The 22,930-nt window shown below is 52.2% G+C and carries 21 protein-coding genes, 1 tRNA gene and 1 pseudogene; 13 read left to right on the forward strand and 10 right to left on the reverse strand.

Going from position 1 to position 22,930, the window contains the following annotated elements; all coding sequences use genetic code 11:
- Positions 1-34 precede the first annotated feature (34 nt).
- Complete coding sequence (ftsY, locus tag F822_RS08140; protein WP_025041849.1) at positions 35-1,021, reverse strand: signal recognition particle-docking protein FtsY; 987 nt, start codon at positions 1,019-1,021, stop codon at positions 35-37.
- A 148-nt stretch (positions 1,022-1,169) separates the two neighbouring features.
- On the opposite strand from ftsY, the gene F822_RS08145 reads away from it, so the two are divergent.
- The 5 genes from F822_RS08145 (at position 1,170) to F822_RS08165 (ending at position 5,441) form a co-directional block, all read left to right on the forward strand.
- Positions 1,170-2,531: a M16 family metallopeptidase gene (locus tag F822_RS08145; RefSeq protein WP_036576535.1), complete on the forward strand. Its 1,362-nt coding sequence runs from the start codon at positions 1,170-1,172 to the stop codon at positions 2,529-2,531.
- Positions 2,532-2,597: 66 nt separating this feature from the next.
- Complete coding sequence (locus F822_RS08150; RefSeq protein WP_025041847.1) at positions 2,598-3,908, forward strand: M16 family metallopeptidase; 1,311 nt, start codon at positions 2,598-2,600, stop codon at positions 3,906-3,908.
- Positions 3,909-4,136: 228 nt separating this feature from the next.
- On the forward strand, positions 4,137-4,685 hold the full coding sequence (gene rsmD, locus F822_RS08155) for a 16S rRNA (guanine(966)-N(2))-methyltransferase RsmD (protein WP_025041846.1): 549 nt from the start codon (positions 4,137-4,139) through the stop codon (positions 4,683-4,685).
- A complete protein-coding gene (coaD, locus tag F822_RS08160; protein WP_025041845.1) occupies positions 4,678-5,157 on the forward strand; it encodes a pantetheine-phosphate adenylyltransferase in 480 nt (159 codons plus the stop codon). Before rsmD ends, coaD begins: the two co-directional genes overlap by 8 nt.
- A gap of 14 nt (positions 5,158-5,171) precedes the next feature.
- A complete protein-coding gene (locus F822_RS08165) occupies positions 5,172-5,441 on the forward strand; it encodes a YfhL family 4Fe-4S dicluster ferredoxin (RefSeq protein ID WP_053111340.1) in 270 nt (89 codons plus the stop codon).
- On the opposite strand, the gene F822_RS08170 is transcribed toward F822_RS08165, so the two are convergent.
- The 6 genes from F822_RS08170 to F822_RS08200 all read right to left on the reverse strand — a co-directional run bounded on the left by F822_RS08170 (position 5,407) and on the right by F822_RS08200 (position 13,222).
- Complete coding sequence (locus F822_RS08170; protein ID WP_025041843.1) at positions 5,407-6,138, reverse strand: YggS family pyridoxal phosphate-dependent enzyme; 732 nt, start codon at positions 6,136-6,138, stop codon at positions 5,407-5,409. The genes F822_RS08165 and F822_RS08170 overlap by 35 nt on opposite strands.
- A 403-nt stretch (positions 6,139-6,541) precedes the next feature.
- Complete coding sequence (locus F822_RS08175) at positions 6,542-6,976, reverse strand: type II toxin-antitoxin system VapC family toxin (RefSeq protein ID WP_025041842.1); 435 nt, start codon at positions 6,974-6,976, stop codon at positions 6,542-6,544.
- Positions 6,976-7,230: a type II toxin-antitoxin system Phd/YefM family antitoxin gene (locus F822_RS08180; protein WP_025041841.1), complete on the reverse strand. Its 255-nt coding sequence runs from the start codon at positions 7,228-7,230 to the stop codon at positions 6,976-6,978. Before F822_RS08180 ends, F822_RS08175 begins: the two co-directional genes overlap by 1 nt.
- Positions 7,231-7,544: 314 nt before the next feature.
- Positions 7,545-11,108, reverse strand: coding sequence for a DNA polymerase III subunit alpha (gene dnaE, locus F822_RS08185; RefSeq protein WP_025041840.1), 3,564 nt, complete (start codon positions 11,106-11,108; stop codon positions 7,545-7,547).
- 353 nt (positions 11,109-11,461) lie between these two features.
- The gene (locus tag F822_RS08195; protein WP_082204621.1) at positions 11,462-12,514 is read right to left on the reverse strand and encodes a YheT family hydrolase; all 1,053 of its coding nucleotides are present in this window, start codon (positions 12,512-12,514) and stop codon (positions 11,462-11,464) included.
- 264 nt (positions 12,515-12,778) lie between these two features.
- Entirely contained in the window at positions 12,779-13,222 is a 444-nt protein-coding gene (locus tag F822_RS08200; RefSeq protein ID WP_025041837.1) for a DUF2127 domain-containing protein, read from the reverse strand.
- Between the two features lie 247 nt (positions 13,223-13,469).
- On the opposite strand from F822_RS08200, the gene F822_RS08205 reads away from it, so the two are divergent.
- The 4 genes and pseudogenes from F822_RS08205 to F822_RS14865 form a co-directional block, all read left to right on the forward strand.
- Entirely contained in the window at positions 13,470-13,802 is a 333-nt protein-coding gene (locus tag F822_RS08205; protein WP_231623414.1) for a hypothetical protein, read from the forward strand.
- Positions 13,803-14,122: 320 nt separating this feature from the next.
- Complete coding sequence (locus F822_RS08210; protein ID WP_025041835.1) at positions 14,123-14,719, forward strand: VRR-NUC domain-containing protein; 597 nt, start codon at positions 14,123-14,125, stop codon at positions 14,717-14,719.
- Positions 14,720-14,964: 245 nt separating this feature from the next.
- A complete protein-coding gene (locus F822_RS08220) occupies positions 14,965-15,786 on the forward strand; it encodes a TlpA disulfide reductase family protein (RefSeq protein WP_025041833.1) in 822 nt (273 codons plus the stop codon).
- Positions 15,787-15,837: 51 nt separating this feature from the next.
- Positions 15,838-16,115 (forward strand): annotated as a pseudogene (locus F822_RS14865) (transposase); the annotation flags it as partial.
- Between the two features lie 102 nt (positions 16,116-16,217).
- On the opposite strand, the gene F822_RS08230 reads toward F822_RS14865, so the two are convergent.
- Positions 16,218-16,535 carry a hypothetical protein gene (locus tag F822_RS08230; protein WP_025041831.1) on the reverse strand — a complete coding sequence of 106 codons (318 nt, stop codon included), beginning with the start codon at positions 16,533-16,535 and terminating at the stop codon, positions 16,218-16,220.
- Positions 16,536-16,833: 298 nt separating this feature from the next.
- Between F822_RS08230 and F822_RS08235 the strand changes: the two genes are divergently transcribed.
- The 3 genes from F822_RS08235 to F822_RS08245 all read left to right on the forward strand — a co-directional run bounded on the left by F822_RS08235 (position 16,834) and on the right by F822_RS08245 (position 19,759).
- Positions 16,834-17,301, forward strand: a complete 468-nt coding sequence (locus F822_RS08235; protein ID WP_231623416.1) for a hypothetical protein — start codon at positions 16,834-16,836, stop codon at positions 17,299-17,301.
- 566 nt (positions 17,302-17,867) lie between these two features.
- Entirely contained in the window at positions 17,868-18,812 is a 945-nt protein-coding gene (locus tag F822_RS08240; protein ID WP_156304375.1) for a retron St85 family effector protein, read from the forward strand.
- Positions 18,809-19,759, forward strand: a complete 951-nt coding sequence (locus F822_RS08245) for a retron St85 family RNA-directed DNA polymerase (RefSeq protein WP_025041829.1) — start codon at positions 18,809-18,811, stop codon at positions 19,757-19,759. Before F822_RS08240 ends, F822_RS08245 begins: the two co-directional genes overlap by 4 nt.
- 198 nt (positions 19,760-19,957) lie before the next feature.
- On the opposite strand, the gene F822_RS08250 is transcribed toward F822_RS08245, so the two are convergent.
- Positions 19,958-20,887, reverse strand: a complete 930-nt coding sequence (locus F822_RS08250; RefSeq protein ID WP_025041828.1) for a DUF7946 domain-containing protein — start codon at positions 20,885-20,887, stop codon at positions 19,958-19,960.
- Positions 20,888-21,291: 404 nt separating this feature from the next.
- Positions 21,292-21,367 (reverse strand) — tRNA-Lys (locus tag F822_RS08255).
- 142 nt (positions 21,368-21,509) lie between these two features.
- Here F822_RS08255 and thiO point away from each other — a divergent pair.
- Entirely contained in the window at positions 21,510-22,640 is a 1,131-nt protein-coding gene (gene thiO / locus F822_RS08260) for a glycine oxidase ThiO (RefSeq protein ID WP_025041827.1), read from the forward strand.
- Positions 22,641-22,930: the final 290 nt, after the last annotated feature.

Here is a 22,930-nt window from a genome sequence, read left to right on the forward strand (position 1 = left end):
CCATTGATTCCGAATTTCCACTCGCTTGATTCTCTCAATCAAAAAGTGCCTCGACAAACTCACTTGCGGCGAACGGCCTTAAATCATCGAGGCCCTCGCCCACGCCGATAAAACGGATGGGTAGCGGCGTTTTCTTCTGGCGTTGTCTGGCGATAGCGGCGATTACCCCCCCTTTTGCCGTACCATCGAGCTTGGTGACGATGAGTCCGGTGAGACCCAGCGCATCGTCAAAGGCTTGCACCTGAGCAACCGCATTCTGGCCGGTGTTGGCGTCGAGCACCAGCAGCGTTTCATGGGGTGCGCCCGGCTCGGCCTTGGCGATGACGCGCTTGACCTTCTTGATTTCCTCCATGAGATGCAGTTGGGTAGCGAGCCGTCCGGCGGTATCTGCGAGTACGATATCGATGCCACGTGCTTTCGCAGCATTAACCGCATCGAATATCACCGCCGCAGGATCGCCCTTTTGCTGGCCGCTATTCTCCTGTGCGATGACGGCGACATTGTTGCGCTCGCCCCAGGCCATCAGTTGTTCACGTGCGGCGGCACGAAATGTATCGCCGGCGGCAAGCAGGACGGTCTTCCGCTGTAACTGAAAATAATGGGCAAGTTTTCCGATAGAGGTCGTTTTCCCCGCGCCGTTCACGCCGGCAAGCATAATGATAAAGGGCTTGCTCGTATCCGTGTCGAGAGGCTGCACCAGTGGCTCAAGTAAAGCAGCGAGGGCTTCCTGCAACGCGCCCTTGAGTTGCGCCGCATCGGTAAGGCCTTTGCGTTTGACTTCGCTTCGCAGTTCGCCAAGCAGCCACGTCGTCGCATTTACGCCAGCATCCGCGGTGAGCAGGATCGTTTCCAATTCCTCATAGAGCGCTTCGTCTATTTTACCACCGCCGAACAGGCCGGACAGGCGCCTACCCAGGTTATCCCGGGTACGGGAGAGTCCCTGCCTGACGCGCGCTGACCAATTCGTGGACGCGGGTTCCGCAGGGGCGGCGCTATTTTTGGATTTAAAGAAACCTGGCATTCTGGTAGGCTGTCAGTATGAGTCGAAATTAATGTTTGGAAATGGCACTGTTCCCAATTTTATTCCGTTTACCCGGACTTAGGTTATTAAAAAAATGATGCTTTATCGTCGTGTTACTGTTCTTTCATCCGCTTTGCGGGCTATTGCGATGGTATTCATTTCGCTGGTTTCGGCAAGCGCCATGGCTGCCACGCAGGCGGCCACTACGCATGAGTACAAGCTCGCCAACGGCCTCAAGCTGGTCGTCAAGGAAGATCATCGCTCACCGGTGGTAATCTCGCAAATCTGGTACAAGGCGGGAAGCATTGATGAAGTGAATGGCGTTACCGGCGTGGCCCATGTGTTGGAACATATGATGTTCAAGGGCACGAAGAAATTTCCAGGTAGCGAATTTTCGACACTGATCGCAGCGGCCGGTGGACGCGAGAATGCTTTCACCAGCCGTGATTACACCGCCTATTTCCAGCAATTGCATAAGTCCAGGCTGCCGCTGGCGATGCAACTGGAGTCCGACCGGATGCGCAACCTGGTGCTGACAAAAGAGGAGTTCGCCAAGGAAATCGAAGTGGTCATGGAGGAGCGGCGACTCCGCACCGATGACCAGCCACGCGCGCTGGTACATGAAAAAATGACCGCGACTGCTATCCAGTCGCATCCATACCGGCGTCCCGTAATAGGCTGGATGAACGATCTGGAGAACATGAATGTCGGCGACGCGCAGGAGTGGTACGACCGCTGGTACGCGCCCAACAACGCCATCCTGGTCGTGGTGGGCGACGTAAATCCGGGGGAAGTCTTTGCTTTGGCACAAAAGTATTATGGACATATCAAGTCGCGCACGCTATTGCCGCTGGATAAACGCAAGCCCCAGATCGAGCCGAAGCAGCTGGGCACCAAGCGGCTCACGGTAAAGGCGCCGGCACGGCTGCCATACCTCGCGATGAGTTATCACACGCCGGTATTACGCAATCCCGCCACCGATTGGGAGCCTTATGCGCTGGAAATGCTGGCCGGCGTGCTGGATGGCAACGAATCGGCGCGGCTCAACAAGGAGTTGGTGCGCGAACAGCGCATAGCGAGTTCGGCTGGTGCAGGTTACGACTCAACCGGGCGCGGTCCCGGCATGTTTTATATCGATGGCACGCCGAGTGAAGGTAAAACGGTGGCCGACCTGGAAGCGGCCTTGCGCGGAGAAATGGAAAAACTTGTGCGCGACGGCGTAACCGCCGAGGAACTCGCGCGGGTCAAGGCGCAGGTCGTTGCCAGCCACGTCTTTCAGCTCGATTCGATGTTTGCTCAGGCGATGCAGATCGGTCAGCTGGAAAGCATCGGATTGTCATATCGTGACGTGGATACGATGTTGAAAAAGCTGCAAGCCGTTACCGCCGAGCAGGTGCGTGAAGTGGCAAAAAAATATTTGGTGGATGACAGTCTGACGGTTGCCGTACTCGACCCCCAGCCACTGGAACAGAAAGCTCCCTCTGCCGCACCCGCCGGGTTGCGGCATTGATGCTATAACCTTGATCTGTTTATTTCTTGCCTTGAATTCAAAAAGCGCTTTTTTAGAGAGGCCGCGATGCATGTGATGCGCTTGATATTTTTCCTGTTTTTGGGTGCATTTTCCCAATGGGCTTTTGCCGCTCTGCCGATCCAGCACTGGCAGACGCCTTCCGGTGCGCGGGTATATTTCATCGAAAGCCGTGATTTACCGATACTCGACATCAGCATCGATTTCAGCGCGGGCAGCAGTACCGATACCCGCGAAAAATCCGGCCGCGCTGCCATGACTCTGCATCTGCTGGATCTTGGCGCAGGTGGGTTGAGCGAAGACCAGATCGCAAAAGCGTTGGCCGATATCGGCGCTCAGCTCAATAGTCATTTTGACCAGGATCGCGCGGGCATTGCATTACGCACGCTAAGCAGTGCGCGTGAGCGCGAGCAGGCGCTGGATATATTCCGTCGAGTCATACAGCATCCCGAATTCGACGCGAAAGTGATGGAGAGGGAAAAAGCCCGGGCGATTGCGGGATTGAGTGAAGCCGACACCAAACCGGGAAATATCGCCGACCGCACGTTGATGAAAATGCTCTACGGCAGCCACCCATACGGACTGCGCGGTTCGGGTGAAATCGATAGCGTGAGCGCGCTGCAGCGTGAAGATCTGGTGAATCTATACCGGTCTCTCTATTCCGCTCCAGACGCCGTGGTGTCCATCATGGGAGACGTGAGCCGCGCGGAAGCGGAAGCCATTGCCGAATCGCTGACGAAAGCGCTTGCGCAAGAAAAGTCAGCGTATAGTCTGCCGGACGTGGCAGCGCCGATTGCGGATACCAAGAGAATTGCTCATCCGGCCACTCAAAGCCATATCCTGATCGCCTATCCGGGACTCCGCCGCGACGATCCCGATTATTTTCCACTGCTCGTGGGTAACCACATCCTTGGCGGCGGCGCATTCACCTCGCGCCTGATGGAAGAAATTCGCCAAAAGCGTGGGTTGGCTTACAGTGTTCATAGCCAACTTATACCGCTGAGAAAAAAGGGACCATTCGAAATCGGCTTGCAAACCAGGAAAGATCAGTCGGAAGACGCGCTCGCGCTGACGCGGAAAGTTCTGGCGGATTTTGTCGCCGGCGGACCGACGGAAAAAGAGCTTACCGCAGCCAAACAGAACATTATTGGCAGTTTTCCGCTACGCATAGACAGCAACAAGAAAATTATCGGTTACCTGGCAATGATCGGTTTCTATAATCTGCCGCTAACCTATCTGGATGATTACGTTAAATCAGTGGAAAAAGTAACCGTTCCCCGGATCAAGGAAGCCTTTCAGCGCCGCATTAATCCAGCGGGAATGGTAACCGTGGTGGTGGGGGCCGAGGATAAAAAATAGGAAAATTTCTATAGGAAACCGGTAATTTGCTCTTGCGACGGTTTAGCCCGGATGTTTCATAAATTGACGCGCGCCCTCGCTGGTCTTTTGTTTCGTATGAAAATTTCGTTCAGTCGGGCGTATGAATAACTACGCCACTCTTTCACGAAATCTCCCTACAAAACAAAATCCTGCGCAATCATCATGCGAATTTATGAAACATCCGGGTTAGCTATTTTTCAGAACCGGATGATAAGAAACAAAGTTCGCATCATAGGCGGCGAATGGCGCAGCCGCATCATTACCTTTGATAGCTGCGCAGACCTCAGGCCGACCCCTGACCGGGTACGCGAGACCGTATTCAACTGGTTGGGGCAGGATATGAGCGGAAAACGCTGCCTTGATCTGTTTGCAGGCAGCGGGGCGATGAGTTTCGAGGCTGCATCGCGGGGGGCGGCGCGCGTAGTAATGGTAGAGTCCGATCCCGGCGTAATGAAGACGCTGAAAATCAACGTGCAGAAGCTGGGAGCAGAACGAATCGAGCTGATGTCGATGGATGCGTTAAAATTCCTTGATTCCGATAGACACCAGTTCGACCTGATTTTTCTTGATCCTCCCTATCGGCTGGGTCTGCTACCCAAGCTATTATCGAGCCTGCATTCGCATCTCGCCGGCAGCGGGCTGGTCTATGTAGAAAATGACAGCCTCCCGGAGGCTGACGCAGATTGGCTGGTGTGGCGCCAGGGGCAGGCTGGCAAGGTTCGTTACCAACTATTAAAATCAAAAAAGAATGGATAAAGCGCTATACCCCGGTACGTTTGATCCCATTACGCGAGGTCATGAGGATCTGGTTCGGCGTGCGTCGGGCCTGTTCGATCGGGTAGTGGTCGCGGTGGCGGTGAGCAGTGGAAAAAAACCCTTCTTTACCCAGCATGAGCGAGTGGAAATGGCGCGTGCGGTACTGGCGGACTGCCACAACGTCGAGGTGACCGCATTTTCCGGCCTGTTGATGGAATTTGCGCAACAGCAGAATGCGAGAGTCATCGTGCGGGGCTTGCGCGCCGTATCCGATTTCGAATACGAATTTCAGATGGCAGGGATGAACCGTAGTATATATCCCGGTGTCGAGACCATGTTTTTGACGCCATCGGAGCAATACATGTTTATCTCCGCCACGATTGTGCGGGAGATCGCGCAACTGGGTGGAAGCGTGGACAAGTTTGTGCACCCGTTGATTGCCGAGCAGTTGCGGATCAGAATCAAAACCTAATCTTTGAGGTCGGCATGGCTTTAATGATCACTGATGAATGTATCAATTGCGACGTTTGCGAGCCGGAATGTCCCAATGATGCTATTTCCCAGGGCGAGGAAATCTATGTGATAGATCCCGCCCTGTGCACCGAGTGCGTCGGGCACCACGAAGTCTCGCAGTGTGTGGAGGTATGTCCGGTGGATTGCATCATCCTCGACCCGGACATTACTGAGACAAAGGAACAGCTGTACGGAAAGTACTTTGCGCTTACCGGGCGCGCGCAGCAAGTTCCTCAGGGATAGGGTAGCGTCTCGGCCCGAAGATTGCGGTGCCTACGCGGACCATGGTCGCGCCTTCTTCAATGGCGATATCAAGATCCTCGGACATACCCATCGAGATCGTATCGACATCATAGCCAGCCTGCTTCAGTTGATCGTAGGCTTCCCTCACCATGCGAAACTGGCTGCGTTGCAGCGCGGTGGCTTTAGTAAGCTCGGGAATGGCCATTACGCCCCGTAGTTTCAGGTTGGGCAACTCGACAACATGCGCCGCCAGGTCAAGGATTTCCCCGGGTGCTACACCGCTCTTGCTATCTTCCCCGCTCACATTCACTTGCAGGCATATCTGGAGGGGAGGCGACGATTCAGGCCGGTCTTTCGACAAGCGGTCGGCAATCTTTTTCCGGTCTACGCTATGCACCCAGGCAAAATTTTCCGCTATGCGTTTTGTTTTATTACTCTGTATCGGGCCGATGAAATGCCACTCGATCGGCAGATCGGCGAGCGCCTCGATTTTTACCAGTGCTTCCTGAAGGTAGTTTTCTCCGAAAATAGTCTGTCCGGCGGCAAAGGCTTCACGCAGACATTCGGGAGGATTGGTTTTGCTTGCGGCTAACAGCGTAATAGCTTCGGGTTGACGCCCTGCCTTGCCCGCGATATCCGCGATGTGAGCTCTTATTTTATGCAAACCCAAGGCGATGGTTGTGGTATTTGGTTCCATTCTGACTTTTTATTTACCGGTTGCTCTGGGCGATTGACCCATGAGAATTTAAAAAATGATTTGAGAAAGCACGAGCATAGTAGAACTACTCATCTTTACGGTCAAGCCGCCAGGCGCGCAAGAGCCACGGGTTTTCAGGGGCACCGCGCTTGCCAGGCAAGAGGCATTGCACTCAGTTCACCGGCGAGTGGCTGAACCAGGCCGATCCCGGCGTTTGGGAAATCGCTGTTCAACTGGGTCTGTAAGCAGCTGTCGACGTCTTTTCATGGTTTTACCGCTCTGGATTGCTGAAGGCGCCGGGATGGCAACAGGTAACAGCCACCGCCAAGTTATCAAAAAATCCCCCATGCGGGATTTTTGCGTTAGCCATCAAGAGAGTCGGGATATTCGCCCAATCCGCTCGTTATTCCTCTTCAGTATTCCACGTCCACGGGTTGAGCAATTGAACCCCGCTCGGCTCAAAATCGGCCAGGTTTCGCGTGACGATAGTCATTCCATGTACCAGCGCAGTGGCCGCTATCAGTCCATCTCGGACCGGTCGAGGATCGGGAACATGGAGCTTTGCGCTACGCTGCGCAACAGCCATATCGATAGGCAGGATGCGGCCTGCAAATGCCGGCATGACGCGGCTATCCAGCCATGCCCTGAACACAGCACCTTGGGCGGGGTCGCGCCGTTCAACCAGCAATACGCCGATTTCCAGTTCCTGAAGGGTAATCACCGACAGGTACAAATCAGCCGCATCGACACTTTCCGCCCAGTTCGCCACTCTCCCATCAGCTTTGCCGAGCCGAATCTTCCTCAGCTCGGAAACAACGTTGGTATCAAGAACAAACATCAGGAAAAGTCCGCAGCTTGAGCAAGGTCACGGAGTCGCGGAATCTCCAATGTCATGTTTTCAATACCGGGCATTGCCAGAAGGTCGGCAATTTTCTTACGTCCCCCGATAATCCTACGATAATCCTCGATGCTAAGCAGCACATGCGCGGGCCGGCCGCGATCCGTGATGAAAACCGGACCACTCAAGCTGGCTTTCTTCGCTTTGCTGGCGTCCTGGTTGAACTCTCGACTGGATAATGTCGTGATGGTCATTTCGCACCTCATTAATCTCTTAATGTACATACGTTACTACAGTGATCGCGCCAGCGCAATACTTCGCGAAAAGAGCCTCCTTTTGCTAACGCTCAAACGGACGTAGAGTAAGAATTACGGGGGATACTTTGCGTCATATAGCGTTGTACGCCATAGGCAGGGTGGGAAAGCTTGACGAAAAAGAACAAACCACGAGATGCCGTATTCGACCATGACCGTATAGAAAAGTATGGCCGGAGCGAGGTGCGTTAAAAGTTTTTCCGCTATGCTCTGTTTGTTGCGATTCAGACCCGAGGGCGACACTCCCTCTCATGTCAGTAAATGATTCTGACATTCTCCGCATTGAAATGCGTTGATAGTGACTGCAGGAGATCATCCTGAAGGCGTACCCGCCAGGCATCGTCCAGTTCAAGTTCGCAAATGGCGTCCTGGCTGCGATAAACGACTCGCACGGGGCAGGACAATTTATCGTCGTCTTTCGCATGACCGGATTTGCCGTTATTGGTGCTGTGACGATGGGGCGCGAGCAATTCTTTTAGTCTTATGGCATTCGAGAGTCCGTTGCAATGAAGCTCCATACGCTTGGCGAAGCGAGTGCGAGCGCTGCTCAGGTCATACAGCTGGTCGGCGGTAATGCGCAGTGTGCTGCCATACTCGTCATCGCCGCCTCTGCCGTTCACTCTGGCCTCAACGATCAGCAGTTGATCCTCTTTCAGCCATGCCCGTACAGACTCGAATAATTCGTTGTACACGACCAGTTCCAACCGCGTGCTGCCGTCGTCCAATACAATCACGCCCATTCTGCCCCGGCGGGTCACCTGCGTGCGTATAGCGTAGACGATTCCCGCCAGTAACTGTGTTTCCCGCTGGGAGTTCAATCGATCCAGGCGGGTGCGTATAAATGGTTTCAGTTCTTCCGCATACGCGTGAAAAGGATGGCCGCTCAAATAGAGGCCTAATGCCACCTTTTCATTCTTCAACTTCTCCTTTTCCGGCCATGGCGGCACGTTGATCAAGCTCAATTGCCCGGTGTGGCTATCGGCTTCGCCAAACAGACTCACCTGATTAACTGCGCGATCCGCCTGCTCGGCGGATTCCAGTGCGATACCGACCGAGGCCAGCAGGCCGGCCCGGTGCGTATTGACAGAATCAAAGGCGCCGGCACGGATGAGCGATTCCATCACGCGGCGATTGACGATGCGCTTGTCGACCCGTTGGCAGAAATCGAACAAATCGCTAAAGGGCCCGCCCGTGTCGCGCACCTTGATAATCGCCGCAATCGCCGATCCCCCCGTTCCTTTTATCGCGCCAAGACCATAGCGGACGGTCTTTTTGTCCACAGGAACAAAGCGATAGTCGGACAGGTTAATGTCGGGCGGCAGCATGATAAGCCCGTTGGCCACGCTATCCTCGAAGAACGAATTCACCTTGTCGGTATCGTCCATATCGGCGGACAAGGTGGCAGCCATGAACTCCGCCGGATAATGCGCCTTGAGGTAGGCGGTCTGGAAGGCGATCAAAGCATAAGCCGCCGCATGCGACTTATTGAATCCGTAACCCGCGAATTTCTCCATCAAATCGAAGAGTTCGGCCGCATCGCCTTGGGTCAAGCCGTTCTTGGTTGCTCCCGCAACGAAAATATCGCGATGCAACGCCATTTCCTCAACCTGTTTCTTACCCATCGCCCGTCGTAGCAGGTCAGCGGCGCCGAGGCTATATCCGCCTATCACCTGGGCGATTTGCATCACCTGTTCCTGGTAAACCATCACCCCATAAGTGGGTTCAAGTATGGGCTTCAGCCGTGGATCGAGATATTCCACGCGCTTGCCATGCTTGCGTTCCGTAAACTCGGGAATCAGCGCCATCGGTCCCGGACGGTACAATGCCACTAATGCGATGATGTCTTCGAACCGGTCGGGCCTGGCTTTCTGTAGCAGATCCTTCATGCCGCGCGACTCGAACTGGAACACGCCCACGGCATTGCCCTGCCGCAACAGGGCATAGGTAGCCGCATCGTCCAGGGGCAGATTTTCCAGGGAAAAGGAGTCGGAATGCCGGATATCCGACTCGGCAGCAAGCTTGCTCGCATCGGTTGCGATGGATGCGGATTCTTCTTCCGCAGCGTCCCGATTACGCTGCCTGATGTATCTGACGGTCCAGTCGAGTATGGTCAAGGTCCGCAATCCCAGGAAGTCGAACTTCACCAGTCCGATTTTCTCCACATCGTCCTTGTCGAGCTGGCTTATTACCGACTCACCCGAATCTGTACAATAGACGGGGCAGAAATCAGTGATCTTCCCCGATGCGATCAGTACACCGCCGGCGTGCATGCCGACATTACGGGTGAGCCCTTCAAGCCGTTCAGCCAGTTCCAGCAGATTACGCACCTCTTCTTCGGCCTGTGCCCGCTCATTCAGTTGCGGTTCCTCTTCCCGCGCTTTTTTCAGGGTCATGCCGATTTCAAACGGCACCAGCTTCGCCAGCTGATCGACAAAGCTGTACGGCAGGTCCAGCACGCGTCCAACATCGCGCACTACCGCCTTCGCCGCCATGGTCCCGAAAGTGGCAATCTGGGAAACGCTCTCGGCGCCATACTTCTGTTTTACGTATTCGATGACATTTTCGCGTCCGTCCTGGCAGAAATCGATATCGAAGTCAGGCATGGAAACACGTTCCGGATTGAGAAAACGCTCGAATAGCAGGTCATAGCGAAGCGGGTCGAGGTCGGTAATACCCAGCGAATAGGCCACCAGCGAACCTGCTCCGGAGCCCCGGCCCGGCCCTACCGGCACGCCATTGTGCTTGGCCCAATTGATGAAGTCGGCGACGATCAGAAAATACCCGGCGAAACCCATCTGTATGATGACGTCAGCTTCGAAATCCAGCCGGGCGTAATACTTGGGCATCTCCGCATCACGCTGGGCGGCATCCGGAAAAAGTGCGTTCAGGCGCACTTCCAGACCCTCTGCTGCCTGGGTGCGCAGATACAGCTCCAGGCTCTCGTTATTGGGGGTGGGAAACAACGGCAGGCGATTGACGCCCAATTCCAGTGCGAGATTGCAGCGCTTGGCAAGTGCCACCGTGTTGGCCAGCGCCGATGGGATATCGGCGAACAATTCGGCCATTTCAGCCTGGGTTTTGAAATATTGCTCCTCGGTGCAATTTTTCGGACGCCGGCGATCGCCAAGCACATAGCCTTCTGCGATACAGACCCGCGCCTCATGCGCCCGGTAGTCTTCAGGGTTCAAGAACTGAACCGGGTGGGTCGCCACCACCGGCAAACGCAAGGCGGACGCCAGCATCAGCGAGCGTTGCACCAGGGCCTCTGCATTGGGATGGCCTGCCCGCTGCACTTCGATATAAAAACGGCCGGGAAAAAGATCAGCCCATTCTCGTGCCAGTTGCTCCGCTTGGTCGGGATCGTTCTGCATCAGCATCAGGCCGATTTCGCCGGAGCCCGCGCCCGACAATGCGATCAGCCCCTCTGCTCCACTTCCTGCATCAGTTGGCTTAAGCCAGGATTTCCTGACTTCCGCGCGTCCACGATGCTGGTTTTCGCGGTAGGCGCGCGACAGAAGGCGGCACAACAGCAGATAGCCCTGGTAGGATTGGCACAAGAGCAAGACGCGCCCGGGCTTGTCCCGATCGGATTCATTACTGATCCAGACGTCGCAGCCGATGATCGGCTTTATTCCCTTCTTGCGCGCCTCCTGGTAAAACTTGACCAGGCCGAACAGATTGGAAAGGTCGGTCAGCGCCAGTGCCGGCATATCGTCTGCCACTGCTTTTGCCACCGCCTCGTCGATTCGCACAATACCGTCTACTACGGAAAACTCGCTGTGCAAACGCAAATGGACGAAAAATGGAGATATAGGCATGTTGCTCAAGGGTGCTCGATATTCGAAATTAATAACGGGTTGCGGAAGCGCAATTCTTGAATCAGGTGATCAATCAAAATAGCGTAAAAACTGGACCTCAATTTTACACCGGCGGAAGCCTTCCATTACCCAACTCGCCCGGACTCTGACTTCTGGAACCTGAAAATGCACGAGTCTCGGCAAGTAAGAAACCGAAAATGCCGCATATGGATTGAGGCTGGAAAGCCTGATCGGCAATCATCGCCAGCTTATCCGTCGACAGAAGAAATTCCAGTATCGGGAAACAGCTGCAGCCGGTAACGGCAAGGAGAGTATTGATTACATTGGTTAGCGTTACGTTGCCTACCAAACTGCTAGGAAGCCCGAAGTTCGGGGAGGCCCGTTTGCGAACCGGAGTGCAGCCCAACCTCCTGCTCCCTGAAAAAACTGATAATTCTTTCCGGCAGCCACGTCAGCCTGCCGGGAAATGGCGAATCCAGGAATCCGGCATGCCCGCCTTCTTCGGGAAACTCCAGAGTGACAGCGGATGAAGTATCTTCCGGCCGGGGCAAGGCCGACGCCGGCATAAACGGGTCGTTACGCGCATTAATCACAAGTGTCGGCACGCCGATGTGCTTGAGCCACGGCTTGCTGCTGGATAGATTCCAGTAATCTTCGGCGTCGCGGAAGCCGTGCAGTGGCGCAGTCACGATATTGTCGAACTCATATAGAGTAGTGCACGCGGCCAACGCTGCTGAATCGAACAGGCCGGGATAGCGCTCCAGCTTATCCAGCGCCTTGCGCTTCAGTGTATCGAGAAAATGGCGGGTATAAAGCAGATTGAAACCCGAAGCCAGCGTCCTGCCGGCGGCTGCCAAATCCAGTGGTACGGAAACCGTGACAACACCGTCGAGTAATTGACGTGCTTGTTTGCCCTGTTCACCCAGCCATTTCAGCAGGGCATTGCCACCCAGCGATACCCCGACCGCAAAAACAGGCAATGGAGAGGAGCGCACTTTATTTTGCCCGGTTATTCGGCGTAGCACCCAATCAATCTCCGCTGAATCGCCGGCGTGATACGCGCGCGGCAACCGGTTGGGCGTTCCCGAACAACCGCGAAAGTGTACTACTGCCCCGCGCCAGCCCAGTCTTTGCAGCGTCATTATGATACTCAGGACATAATGACTGCATGAGCCCCCCTCGAGCCCGTGAAATATAACGACCAGCGGCGCATCGTGTTGATTGTCCAGCCAATCGATATCAATGAAATCGCCGTCGTCCAGCTCGCAACGCTCACGCCGGTAAGCGATCGAAGGACGGGAAAGCAGATAGGGGTAAATCGTTTGCGCGTTGCCTCCTCGCAGCCATGCGGGGGCAACGTAGGGTCTGGCGCGCAATATGGTTAAAGCAGGTAAAGGGGCTTTCACATCCAGGTCCTGGCAGGCAATATCAGATTCAGATGGGTGACCACTGGACCAACCGGTGCTACCGTATAACGCCAATTCATGCGATTAATCAATATAAGGTAACCGCAACTATTGCCGACTATTTTATGGTCTAACTCGTGCGCAAGCGTAACCTTCAGCTATTATAGAGCACTTGACTCGCATAGTTAACCCGCCCTCGCTCGCAAGGATAGTCCTGCTGACATAAGCAACAGCGAATTCAGAATTTCTCAAACCAGTGCAATACTAACGGGGTCGACCGCGCAATAAAACAACCAGGATCATAACGTTGGCAAGAAAAAGAACAGCTTCTGCCCAATTAACCCGCTTGGCCAACTCGAAAATCTCGATTGGAATATATAGCCCCGCACTTATCAGGCCAAATATCCAGGCCCATCGCTTGCCATACCACAGCCCATAGGCTTCAACCAGTCTCACCACAGCATACGCCAGCGCGCCGAAGCCCAATGCAAGCAGGCGGGTATCATCAAGATTGGAAGCAATCTCCAGAAAAATGCGGGGATAATGACTGGCGGGGTTCAGGTGGAAATGGCTGACCAACTGCTCTGCAGCCTTCTGCACATCGGCATGGATGAATTTGAAAATTGCACAGGCCGTAGCGAATACCAGGATACCTTTAGTGGCTTCGAATACCGCCACCAATCGAAGGTCAGCGCTTTTGGATTTCATTAATCGCTTCAAACAGCCTTGTCATTTCGTTAGGATTACGGAAGCCCCTGTTTTTCATCTCAATGTGCCCAAAAAGATGAGCAGGGCCGATGGAAGACGAAGCAGGCCGATCAAATCTTGATATAAGTCATACTTTCGATATCGGATCTCATATTATGGTTACGCTGTCATATATGTAAATGCGGTCCATTCGCGGGCGTTTGCAGCTGCGGCTGAGCTAAATAAATGTTTATTCTAAGGGGCTATCATGAGACTAAAGTGGTTTTCAATTATGCTTTTCTTTATCTTTTCAAGCCCAAGTTTTGCGGTTGAGAAGGACTACAAGATATGTAACGTAGGCGGCTTCTTTTCAGGGACGAACGACAAGTTCCTGAGTGGGTTGGCAGCCCACATCGCACAGAAGAAGCATGTTCTCGACGACCCCATATGCACTGCCCTATGGAAAAACGCATCCCGAATAGGCGAAAAATTATCAGAAACCAGAAGAGTCAAAGAACAGGCGGAGGAGGAGATCACGCATCAGGCTGCCGCATTCAGTGAAAAGGTATATGAGGCGGTCAGTGCCGGGATCAAATTCTAGACAGGTCAGAAACCTGGATCGATCGCTCTAAGCGGTTTCACTTCAAGATAATGCAGACTGATATAAGTACCTGATATTGGTAGGCTGTGACAGATTCGAACTTGCGACCCAACGGATTAAGAGTTCTGAATAACAAGTTTTATCGGGTTTGAATCTTTTTTTAATATGTTTGAGTAGAGAATGATCGTGTCTATCACAGCCATCATATCCAAGAATAAGGTGTCCCAAGCCTATGATAACCTGGAGTTAGAGAGGCAACTAACCGAGTCAGGGCGCAAAACTGCTGTCCTGAAAAAAGTTGAACGATTCGGTGCTTCGCGATGAAGATACGAATTACCGAGACAGTCATCGAATACCCCGGCGATGATCTCACCGCCTGGAATAGTGGGGATAAGAAGAAATTGCTTGAAGGGCACAATCCGCCACGAGATGTCTTCAATCAGCCCAAGTATCACTTTGGTGAGTACTTCGTGTTGAACTACTTTAAGAAGGCGCGGTGGTTTGGCTATCGCTTCTATGCGCTTGGCGAATGGGAGCCAAACAATCCAAAGGTCCTGGAAGGACGCGAAAAGATAAAAGAAATGTTCACGATTCAAAAGCTCGAAGAATTCAGGAGGCAACGTGTTCTATCCGGACACGCCGCTGGCCAAGGCGAACCCGACTTGTTCCTCTACATGGAATCCGGCCCGACACTGTTCCTGGAAGTCAAGAAGGGCGGCGATAAAGTTTCGCCCGCACAGCTAACTTGCTTGGCGCAAATAAAAGCCATTCTCGAAGCGGACGTGGGAATCGTATATCTAGCCGAGTACGGTCAGCAATACAAGCCGAAGACTTATGAGCTTAACCTCGAAACATTCGAAGGTTGCCTGCATGTCTCCCCAGAAGAAAAATCAAATGTTTCAAATGTGTCGGTTTGAGTCATGTATCAACGACGAAAAATTTCTGACCTGGCGATTCGTAACAGACGTAGGGCCAGGTCTGGTGGACGAGATAAGGCGATCTTCGATGCCTATGCCAGCGGTGGTTACAGTCTGAAGGAGATCGGGGATCGGATGGCATTACTCCCGGATGAGCTGCATTGGACAAGAAACAAAGACTTGACCCCATATTCTTCGCTGGTCAGGGTGCATGCCGTTAAAGCTGCAAATATAGCTTTCACGTAATGGGTTCAGTCAACATCGGACTGATTGCGTTTCCCATCAATTTTTTGCTGTTGCTGGGTGCGATGCTGATCGGCTCGTTCGTTGCCAAGCGGATAGGACGACCGCGAAACATTGATGTCGAGCCGCTTCTTTGGAGAGTTTTCATTGCCTCCCTGATATCAGCGAGACTTGTCTTCGTGATTGCCTATTTTGATATGTACCAGAGCGCGCCATTGGGTATTCTGAATATTCTTGATGGCGGATTCTCACCGGCAGCGGGCATTCTGACTGCCGCGGCCGGCGTCATCTGGTATGCATGGCGCAAGCGAGAAGGGCGACGCCCTCTGCTGCTGGCGGCATTGGCCGGAGGAACCGCCTGGGCAGTTGGTGCGGTGGCCGCAACGGCGGTCTTTGCCGTCCCAGTGCAGATGCCACAAGCTGAGCTGGTGCGCCTCGATGGCAGTACTGTCCAGTTTGGTTCGCTGGCCGGCAAGCCGATGGTGGTCAACCTGTGGGCGACATGGTGCCCGCCTTGTATACGGGAAATGCCGGTACTACGGGATGCACAAAAGAACAATCCAGAAGTGATCTTCGTCTTTGCCAACCAGGGTGAATCGGCCGATGCAATTCAGAAGTTTCTAGATCGGGAAGGGCTCAACCTTGATAACGTGTTGCTCGATTCCCGTATCGAACTCAGTAGCCAGACCCAGTCTCAAGGACTGCCAACAACCTTATTCTTTGATGCAAAGGGTGCGTTGGTTGATCGTCGCATTGGCGAGTTATCAGCTGCCACGCTGGCACAAAGAATTGAAGGAATCGTGCCGGACAACATTGGCCCGTAACCCTGATCGAGATTAACTGTGACTCCATCGTTGTGCCCATGAGTGGAGCAGAAAGGTTGCGAGATCGTGGAAGGGCACTTGCAGCCTAATCACGTACATATGTGTATCAGCATTCCACCGAAGCGCTCAGTATCGTATGTAGTGGGCAAGAGTGCGATATCGATCGCGAGGAAGTTTACGGGGACGACGAAGAGCTTCAAGGGCGAGAACTTCCGGGCCTCGTGGTTATTTTATCGGCGGTGGAGTCGGATGAGCAGATGGTCAGAGAGTATATCCGGCATCAAGAGAAAGAGGATGAGCACTATGACCAGCTCAAGCTTGGCATATGATGCCGCCGTTATGCGGCGCCAGCTTTTTGTCCCTTTGAAGGGGGTTAACGAGAGCAAGCCTCCGGCTTTTGCCGGAGGTAATTTAATTTAAATTGCCGGGCACTACAGATGGTTTATCTTGATGAGCTTGCCATCTTCGCTGACCCTGATCTCAATCTCATTGCCGTCTGGTTTTTCTACCTCGGCTTCATAAACGGTAACAATTTTGTCGCTGTCGAAATGAAGGACTCGAGCGTGTTGCGTTTTCGTTTCCTTCTCAATTTCCTCGATTTTTCCGCCGCCTGCGTGATCGGTTATCGTTTTCTGAACTGCAGGTGGTACATCCGTCCACTGAATTCTCTCCTCTTCTCCGGCAAAAGCCGAGGTTGCGAATACCATCGCAGCAGGCAGAACAACTGACATGAATAATTTCTTTTCCATTTGTGACCTCCTATTTCAAAGAAACATACTCACCAGAACATTCTATTTGCAAAAACTGTTTGGGAATGATGGGCGCGACTCAGAAAGCGGTCTGTACGGTGCCCCTCTTAACCCTGTTTTGTAAAAGGTTAAAGAGTTGAGGGTCACATTTTTCTGGGCGATGAGGATAGACATCGGTTTCTGGACGTGCTGTCGGATCTCGTGCATGACTTCAACTGGGCTGTTCATGCCTATTGTTTGATGGACAACCACTATTCATCTGCTGATTGAAATCCCGGAAGGGAATCTGTCCAAGGGCATGCGGCAATTGAACGGAGTCTACACCCAGCGGTTCAATCGCCGGCATGGGCGAGTAGGGCATGTATTTCAGGGCCGTTACAAGGCGATCATCGTGCAGAAGGAATCGTACCTCTTGGAATTGGCCCGCTATGTTGTGCTCAATTCGGTCAGGGCCTGTATGGTGCACACTCTGGACCAATGGCCATGGAGCAGTTATCGCGCCATGGCGAGGCTGTGTGAGGCGCCACCCTGGCTGACGATAGATTGGCTCCTGGCTGCTTTTTCCGAGCATCGTAGCGAGGCCGTACGGCGTTACATGGATTTTGTGGCAGAAGGGAGAAATCAGCCAGGGCTGTGGGAGAAATTGAAGAACCAGATTTTTCTGGGTTCTGATGAATTTGTGGTGAGCCTGCAGCTGCTCTCGATTCAGATACTTCCTATCAGGAAATCCCTGCCGCCCAATGACGGCCACCACCGAAACCGTTGACCCAGATCGACGAAGTACAGGGGCGAGATGAGGCGATCTTCGATGCTTATGCCAGCGGTGGTTACAGTTTGAAGGAGATTGGGGATCACTTCAGATTGCATTACTCCCGGGTGAGCCGCATTGTGAAACAGCAACGATTGACAAGAATGCGTCTAACGGACCCCATCTAACTGTTTGCTGTTTGGCTGCATGACGAGAACGGGATGCCGATCGAAGCAGATTGGGATAGTCGAGGAAACCCTGGAAGATTAGTCTCTCAAATATTGTCGTTTTTAGGGCAATGCTGAGATAGATTAATACCTAAAGGAGAAGAAGATGTAGCAGGAGTTAAACTGCCGCCCGCACAATCACCTGATTGCGGCGGGCAAACTCTTTCTCTAGCTCATGGGCGTGACGACTATCGCATTATTGTGTAAACTTTGTAAACTCAATTACGCGTTTTGATAGGTAATCTATCAATGTCGGGCGTTTCGCCAGACTGAGCTGTAGTGGAGGGCATCATTGGCACAAAATCCGGCGCCGGTGCCCGTCACCGTATTTCGCGCCTAGCTTCAAGGTAATTGAGTTTGATCACTAATCCTGGATCTTTTCAGCATTTTCGAGAAACCGTTGACGCTAGCCAATCCAGGGTAACTCGCCTTCCACATCGAATCTGGTTATTCGGTGGCCGGTTCGCAGCAGAGAAAACCTCGCCTCCTCTTTCCCTGCGAGATGCATTTAATCGTTCATGCCTCGAAAGATCTCACGGTTGGATTGAAGAAATCACGTGCCCCGAAGACTATCCAGACTGGCTTGCATTTTCGGGATATGAAGACTTGCTTCTCTTTGAGAGAGACGCTGGGCTCTTGTCGCGTGCCATAGTTCTCTTCGTTGAGTCTGAGGGTGCGATCGCGGAACTTGGAGCTTTTGCCCTTGATGATCAATTGCATAAGAAATTGTTTGTCGTGATTTCTCGCAAATTCCGTGAATCTCCATATAGGCAGTCGTTTCTTAATTTGGGCCCCCTGAAACGGATCGAGTCATTAAGGCCTGGTGAAGCAGATTCCATTCCAAATATTTGTGTTATTGATGCGGAAAAAGCGGCCCATATTACGCCTGTCGAGCTAGAAATAATTTTCCAAAGCCTTGACGATTGGTTGAAATCGGGTTACGCGACCGAACGCTTTCGAAAAGATAATCCTAGACACAAGCTGTTGCTAGTCGCTGACTTGGTTGACGTATTGCAGATACTCAGTGAGCGACAGGCCCTTGAGGCTCTAAAACATTTCGGAATCGAGATTGAAAAGGTGGAAATTCGAAGATTGGCAAAGCTCCTCGACTTAATGGGTCTTATAAGGTTCTCTGAACGGGGAAGTGAGAGATTCTTAGTCAGGCAAAAATCAATTGAGCCTCTTCTTGAATATAACGCGATAGAAGGCCGCCGTTTTGATCGTCTATCTTTTAAGACAAAAGCTTGGACATTGATGAAATCAGACCCGCATCTCAGCCCTTTGCTTGAGACAATTAGATGAGGATCTCTGACGCTAGCCTTTTTGAGCGAATAATCGAGAACACTCCGTTTTCAGAGGCAGAACTTGTTCTCTTAATTCTCACAGGCCCAACGCGTTACAAGGATCATTGGATTAACAAGCGTCATGGCAGAGGAAAACGTTTGATTTCTCAACCCACAGCCGAACTGAAGCTAGTTCAGCGGTGGCTAGTAAGTTCTGAGTTATCTTCGCTGCCCGTGGATGTACATGCTACGGCATATAGAAAAGGGCTTTCGATCCGAGACCACGTCTCACCGCATACTCGGAGTCACTTTCTGTTGAAGCTGGATTTTAAGGACTTCTTTCCAAGCCTAACTGATAGCGCTTTGCGCTACCGACTAGAACACGACGCTAATTACACTGAACTGGAAGTTCTTATCCTTACTAAATTACTTTTCAGGAAGAAACAATCAGAAGAAACATATCGCCTTTCCATAGGCGCTCCGAGTTCGCCATTTATTTCAAATTATCTTCTACTCGATTTTGACCGACGTCTTGCGGATTACTGCGAATCGAATTACCTGCACTACACAAGATACGCGGATGACATTGCCATTTCTGTAAACAGGGCCGGCACATTAGATTTTGCCAAAGTATTTGTCGAAAGGCTCATCAGTGAGTTGCCTTATTTAGGTCTAAGATTAAACGAAGAAAAGACTGTCAACGTCTCAAAGAAATTCCGGCGTCAGTTAGTTGGATTAGTTATTTCAAACCAAGGGAAAGTTTCCTTAGGTCGTGAAGAAAAACGTCGCCTACGAGCGGCGGTTCATTCTCTGGCGCTTGGAAAACTCGATGTTAGACAGTCGGTGCAGTTGCGTGGTCAGCTTGCCTTTTGTCTCAGCATCGACAGAGATTTTGTTATTACCCTCTGCAATCGCCATGGGTTTCAACGAGTCTGCGATCTGCCGAGCGGTAGCGACGCTTCTTAGCGTTCAATGGCACTAATCGAATACGCGGTTTAATTCTTCGGCCCGTGATGTGATGGAATGATAGCGATCAGTAAAATGTTCGACCACCTGCTTTTGGCACTTAGCGGCAGTTCGAATCTGGTATTGTTTGTCCGATCAAATCCATTAAGGTATCCCATCCTAGCGCTTTATCTCACTACTCGACTTCAGCGGCTGAAGCTATGAAACTTTAGTCAGAGAAGATGGCTCCGAAATTTCTCTAGCGTCGCTAATATGTAATTTCTGCACTATTCCGTTTCTTTTTACTGGTTTTGCAGAAATAATAAAAGGTGTGTGACCGTTGAGTGATCTGGTATAAATGTTGTTTGGCGTTTCCAATGCTGGATCACTGATCTTTCCAGTAACTAGAGCGTTAAATCCCTCCACATCCAGGATGCAATGTCCGCTTTCCACATTAACTTCGGTTATTCTTTTACATCTAAATTCCTGCATATCATCAATCTCCATGTCGGTTCCTCCGCGAATTACATCGGCTTCCGGCTCGGAAATAGTTATTTCCTGTTTTGTGTGAGCAAATTGCGTTAGGGATGAACATGTGTCTCCGACAGGACGAACGAGCGATCTTCCGTGACTCCGAGTACTATCCGCAACGTCAGGCAATTTTAATATTAATCGTTCCTGTAACCTAGCAAAGGTAACGTTCGATTGCACTAAACCGTTTGCCAATACCATTGTCACGGCGTTGTTGCCGCGTCCAAACTCCCTTAATGTTTCAGCCAATTCAATCGCCACTTGTGTGCTCTCCGCCGGTTTTAACCAGATTTTCTTGATCGCATTTACAATGTGGGAAAACAAAAAGCTTAATCCCTCCTTGTAAATCTCACCATGTAGCGCCCACTCATGCGCTATCGCACCCACCAATAGCTGATATTCAAAAGACCCTTCGCTAGGCGGTTTTGCGTAGCAATAAAATTCTTTTTTATAATTCCCGCGCGGGATAGTGCCGAATGTGCAATAGTGCGCAACCGCTGTATAAAGCTTAGCGGCGCCAATAATTGATTCTCCCAACTGCTGAGCATGGATAATGTGCTGGTTTGCATCTTTTCCGTTGTAGCTAATAAGAAAAGGTTGCACGATTATCTCTGCCATTATGGGTATCCGCTGAATTGTTGATGAGGTAGAAGCGTGCCTCATCGTTAGCGCTTATGTCAACTTATCACCTCCATAGAAAGCCATAGAAAGAAGGCCGGGGGAGATTGTCAGCAGCTACGGGGCACGTGTAAGGTACCCGGCGTTAGGTGCTCGGTACGCTCAAAGCATTAGCGTAACAGAGCCGTACGCTGCAAGAACAGAATAAAAAAAGGGAATGGAAGATAAGCAGAGAGGCAACGCTACTCAGCGTGTAACGTTACGGTAACAGCCAAAGATACAGAAACAGAGTAAGAAGAAGCGGTAGAGGGGTACAGTTGACCTCAAGTGTTCCAACAGTGTCCCACTGCGCACAACCTATCAGGCCACTATTACAGCAAGTGTCTGAATTTTTTGGTAGGTTTTGGTAGGCCGTGCCAGATTCGAACTGGCGACCAACGGATTAAAAGTCCGCTGCTCTACCGGCTGAGCTAACGACCCAATTACCAAGGTCGTGCATTATAACGGCTCACCTCTCCGATATAAAGTTTTTTGGATCAAGTTCGTCCGAATGCGATTGCCTGCCCATCCCATTTCAGCGCAGAATCGGGTTTAACGTGCCCATTCTGTGAAGAGTTGATCTTTGAGTAGTGACATTATTGTTATCGGTGGCGGAATAGCCGGGCTGACTGTGGCGCACGAATTGCTGCGGCTGGGCGCAACGGTGACCATACTGGAGCGTCAGCACTGCGCCCGGGAGGCATCCTGGGCGGGGGGCGGCATACTTTCGCCACTGTTGCCGTGGGATTATTCCTGCCCGGTAACGCGATTGACTCAATTGAGCAATGCGCTATTTCCGAAGTTTATCGAAGCGCTGCGAGGCGATACAGGTATCGATCCGGAGTACCAGGCCAGCGGCATGCTGGTTCTGGGCGGCGTTACCGGCGAACCGGACAGCGAGGGCCACGACAGAGCGTTGCGGGAGGCCCGCGAGCATGACGCGGAGGCTTGGTGCGCTCGCCACGATTTTCGACTGAGCAAGGTTCGCTCTCATGAAATCGCATCGCTGCTCGCCAGCGACGAAGCAGCGCTTTGGCTGCCGGATGTCTGTCAGGTGCGTAACCCCCGGTTATTGCAGGCGTTGATGAAGGCGGTAGGACAGCGTGGCGGCGTCATTAAGGAGCATGCCGAGATTACCGATTGGCAAGTTGAGCATGGGCAGGTCCAATCGGTCAGCACGAGCAGGGGCGAGAAATTCACTGCATCGAATTACATCGTCACCGCGGGGGCATGGAGCGGCGGGCTTTTACGTGAGCATGCATTAAAGCTCGATATCTGGCCGGTACGAGGGCAGATTCTGCTGTTCCAGGCACAATCGGGTCTGCTTCCCGCCATCGTGCTACAGGAACAGGACAATTTTTATTTGATACCGCGCCGGGATGGACACATTCTTGCCGGCAGCACCTTGGAGGAAACCGGCTTCGACAGACGCACGACTGCTCAGGCGGGAAAACTATTGCTCGAAAAAACGCATGCGCTCATGCCGGCATTGACTGAAGCAACGCTTTCCGGCCACTGGGCGGGATTGCGTCCGGGATCGCCTGATAATATCCCGGTCGTCGGTAGTCACCCACACATCCCGAACCTTTATCTCAATAGCGGCCATTACCGCTACGGTATCACCATGGCGCCGGGCAGCGCCCGGCTTATATCCAATATGATCCTGAACAAACCACAGCCGTTGGATATCGCGCCTTATAAGTGGCCATTTTAGCCCGGATGTTTCATAAATTCGTGTGAGGGTTGTGCAGGATTTTGTTTTGTAGGGAGATTTTGTGAAAGAGTGGCGTAGTTATTCATACGCCCGACTGAACGAAATTTTCATACGAAACAAAAGACCAGCAAGGGCGCGCGTCAATTTATGAAATATCCGGGCTAGGCGCGAGGAGAACATATTTTCGCCTGCGGCGGTGTTTCCGCACTGTTTCCGCGCAGTTTCCAATAAGGCCTTGCCCGCGCTGCGCTTTATCGGCACGAGGCGGAGTGATAACATTGCACCACTTC

The organism is Nitrosospira briensis C-128 (genome assembly GCF_000619905.2).
GTDB lineage: Bacteria > Pseudomonadota > Gammaproteobacteria > Burkholderiales > Nitrosomonadaceae > Nitrosospira > Nitrosospira briensis.

Bases quoted from the DNA above. Each gene is read 5' to 3' on its own strand.
- F822_RS08220 (WP_025041833.1), top strand. From the start codon at position 14,965: ATGGGTTCAGTCAACATCGGACTGATTGCGTTTCCCATCAATTTTTTG.
- ftsY (WP_025041849.1), bottom strand. From the start codon at position 1,021: ATGCCAGGTTTCTTTAAATCCAAAAATAGCGCCGCCCCTGCGGAACCC.
- F822_RS08150 (WP_025041847.1), top strand. From the start codon at position 2,598: ATGCATGTGATGCGCTTGATATTTTTCCTGTTTTTGGGTGCATTTTCC.
- F822_RS08145 (WP_036576535.1), top strand. From the start codon at position 1,170: ATGGTATTCATTTCGCTGGTTTCGGCAAGCGCCATGGCTGCCACGCAG.
- F822_RS08200 (WP_025041837.1), bottom strand. From the start codon at position 13,222: ATGAAATCCAAAAGCGCTGACCTTCGATTGGTGGCGGTATTCGAAGCC.
- F822_RS08250 (WP_025041828.1), bottom strand. From the start codon at position 20,887: ATGGCAGAGATAATCGTGCAACCTTTTCTTATTAGCTACAACGGAAAA.
- F822_RS08245 (WP_025041829.1), top strand. From the start codon at position 18,809: ATGAGGATCTCTGACGCTAGCCTTTTTGAGCGAATAATCGAGAACACT.
- F822_RS08170 (WP_025041843.1), bottom strand. From the start codon at position 6,138: ATGGAACCAAATACCACAACCATCGCCTTGGGTTTGCATAAAATAAGA.
- dnaE (WP_025041840.1), bottom strand. From the start codon at position 11,108: ATGCCTATATCTCCATTTTTCGTCCATTTGCGTTTGCACAGCGAGTTT.
- F822_RS08205 (WP_231623414.1), top strand. From the start codon at position 13,470: ATGAGACTAAAGTGGTTTTCAATTATGCTTTTCTTTATCTTTTCAAGC.
- F822_RS08235 (WP_231623416.1), top strand. From the start codon at position 16,834: ATGCGGCAATTGAACGGAGTCTACACCCAGCGGTTCAATCGCCGGCAT.
- F822_RS08180 (WP_025041841.1), bottom strand. From the start codon at position 7,230: ATGACCATCACGACATTATCCAGTCGAGAGTTCAACCAGGACGCCAGC.
- F822_RS08230 (WP_025041831.1), bottom strand. From the start codon at position 16,535: ATGGAAAAGAAATTATTCATGTCAGTTGTTCTGCCTGCTGCGATGGTA.
- F822_RS08165 (WP_053111340.1), top strand. From the start codon at position 5,172: ATGGCTTTAATGATCACTGATGAATGTATCAATTGCGACGTTTGCGAG.
- F822_RS08210 (WP_025041835.1), top strand. From the start codon at position 14,123: ATGAAGATACGAATTACCGAGACAGTCATCGAATACCCCGGCGATGAT.
- F822_RS08175 (WP_025041842.1), bottom strand. From the start codon at position 6,976: ATGTTTGTTCTTGATACCAACGTTGTTTCCGAGCTGAGGAAGATTCGG.
- rsmD (WP_025041846.1), top strand. From the start codon at position 4,137: ATGATAAGAAACAAAGTTCGCATCATAGGCGGCGAATGGCGCAGCCGC.
- coaD (WP_025041845.1), top strand. From the start codon at position 4,678: ATGGATAAAGCGCTATACCCCGGTACGTTTGATCCCATTACGCGAGGT.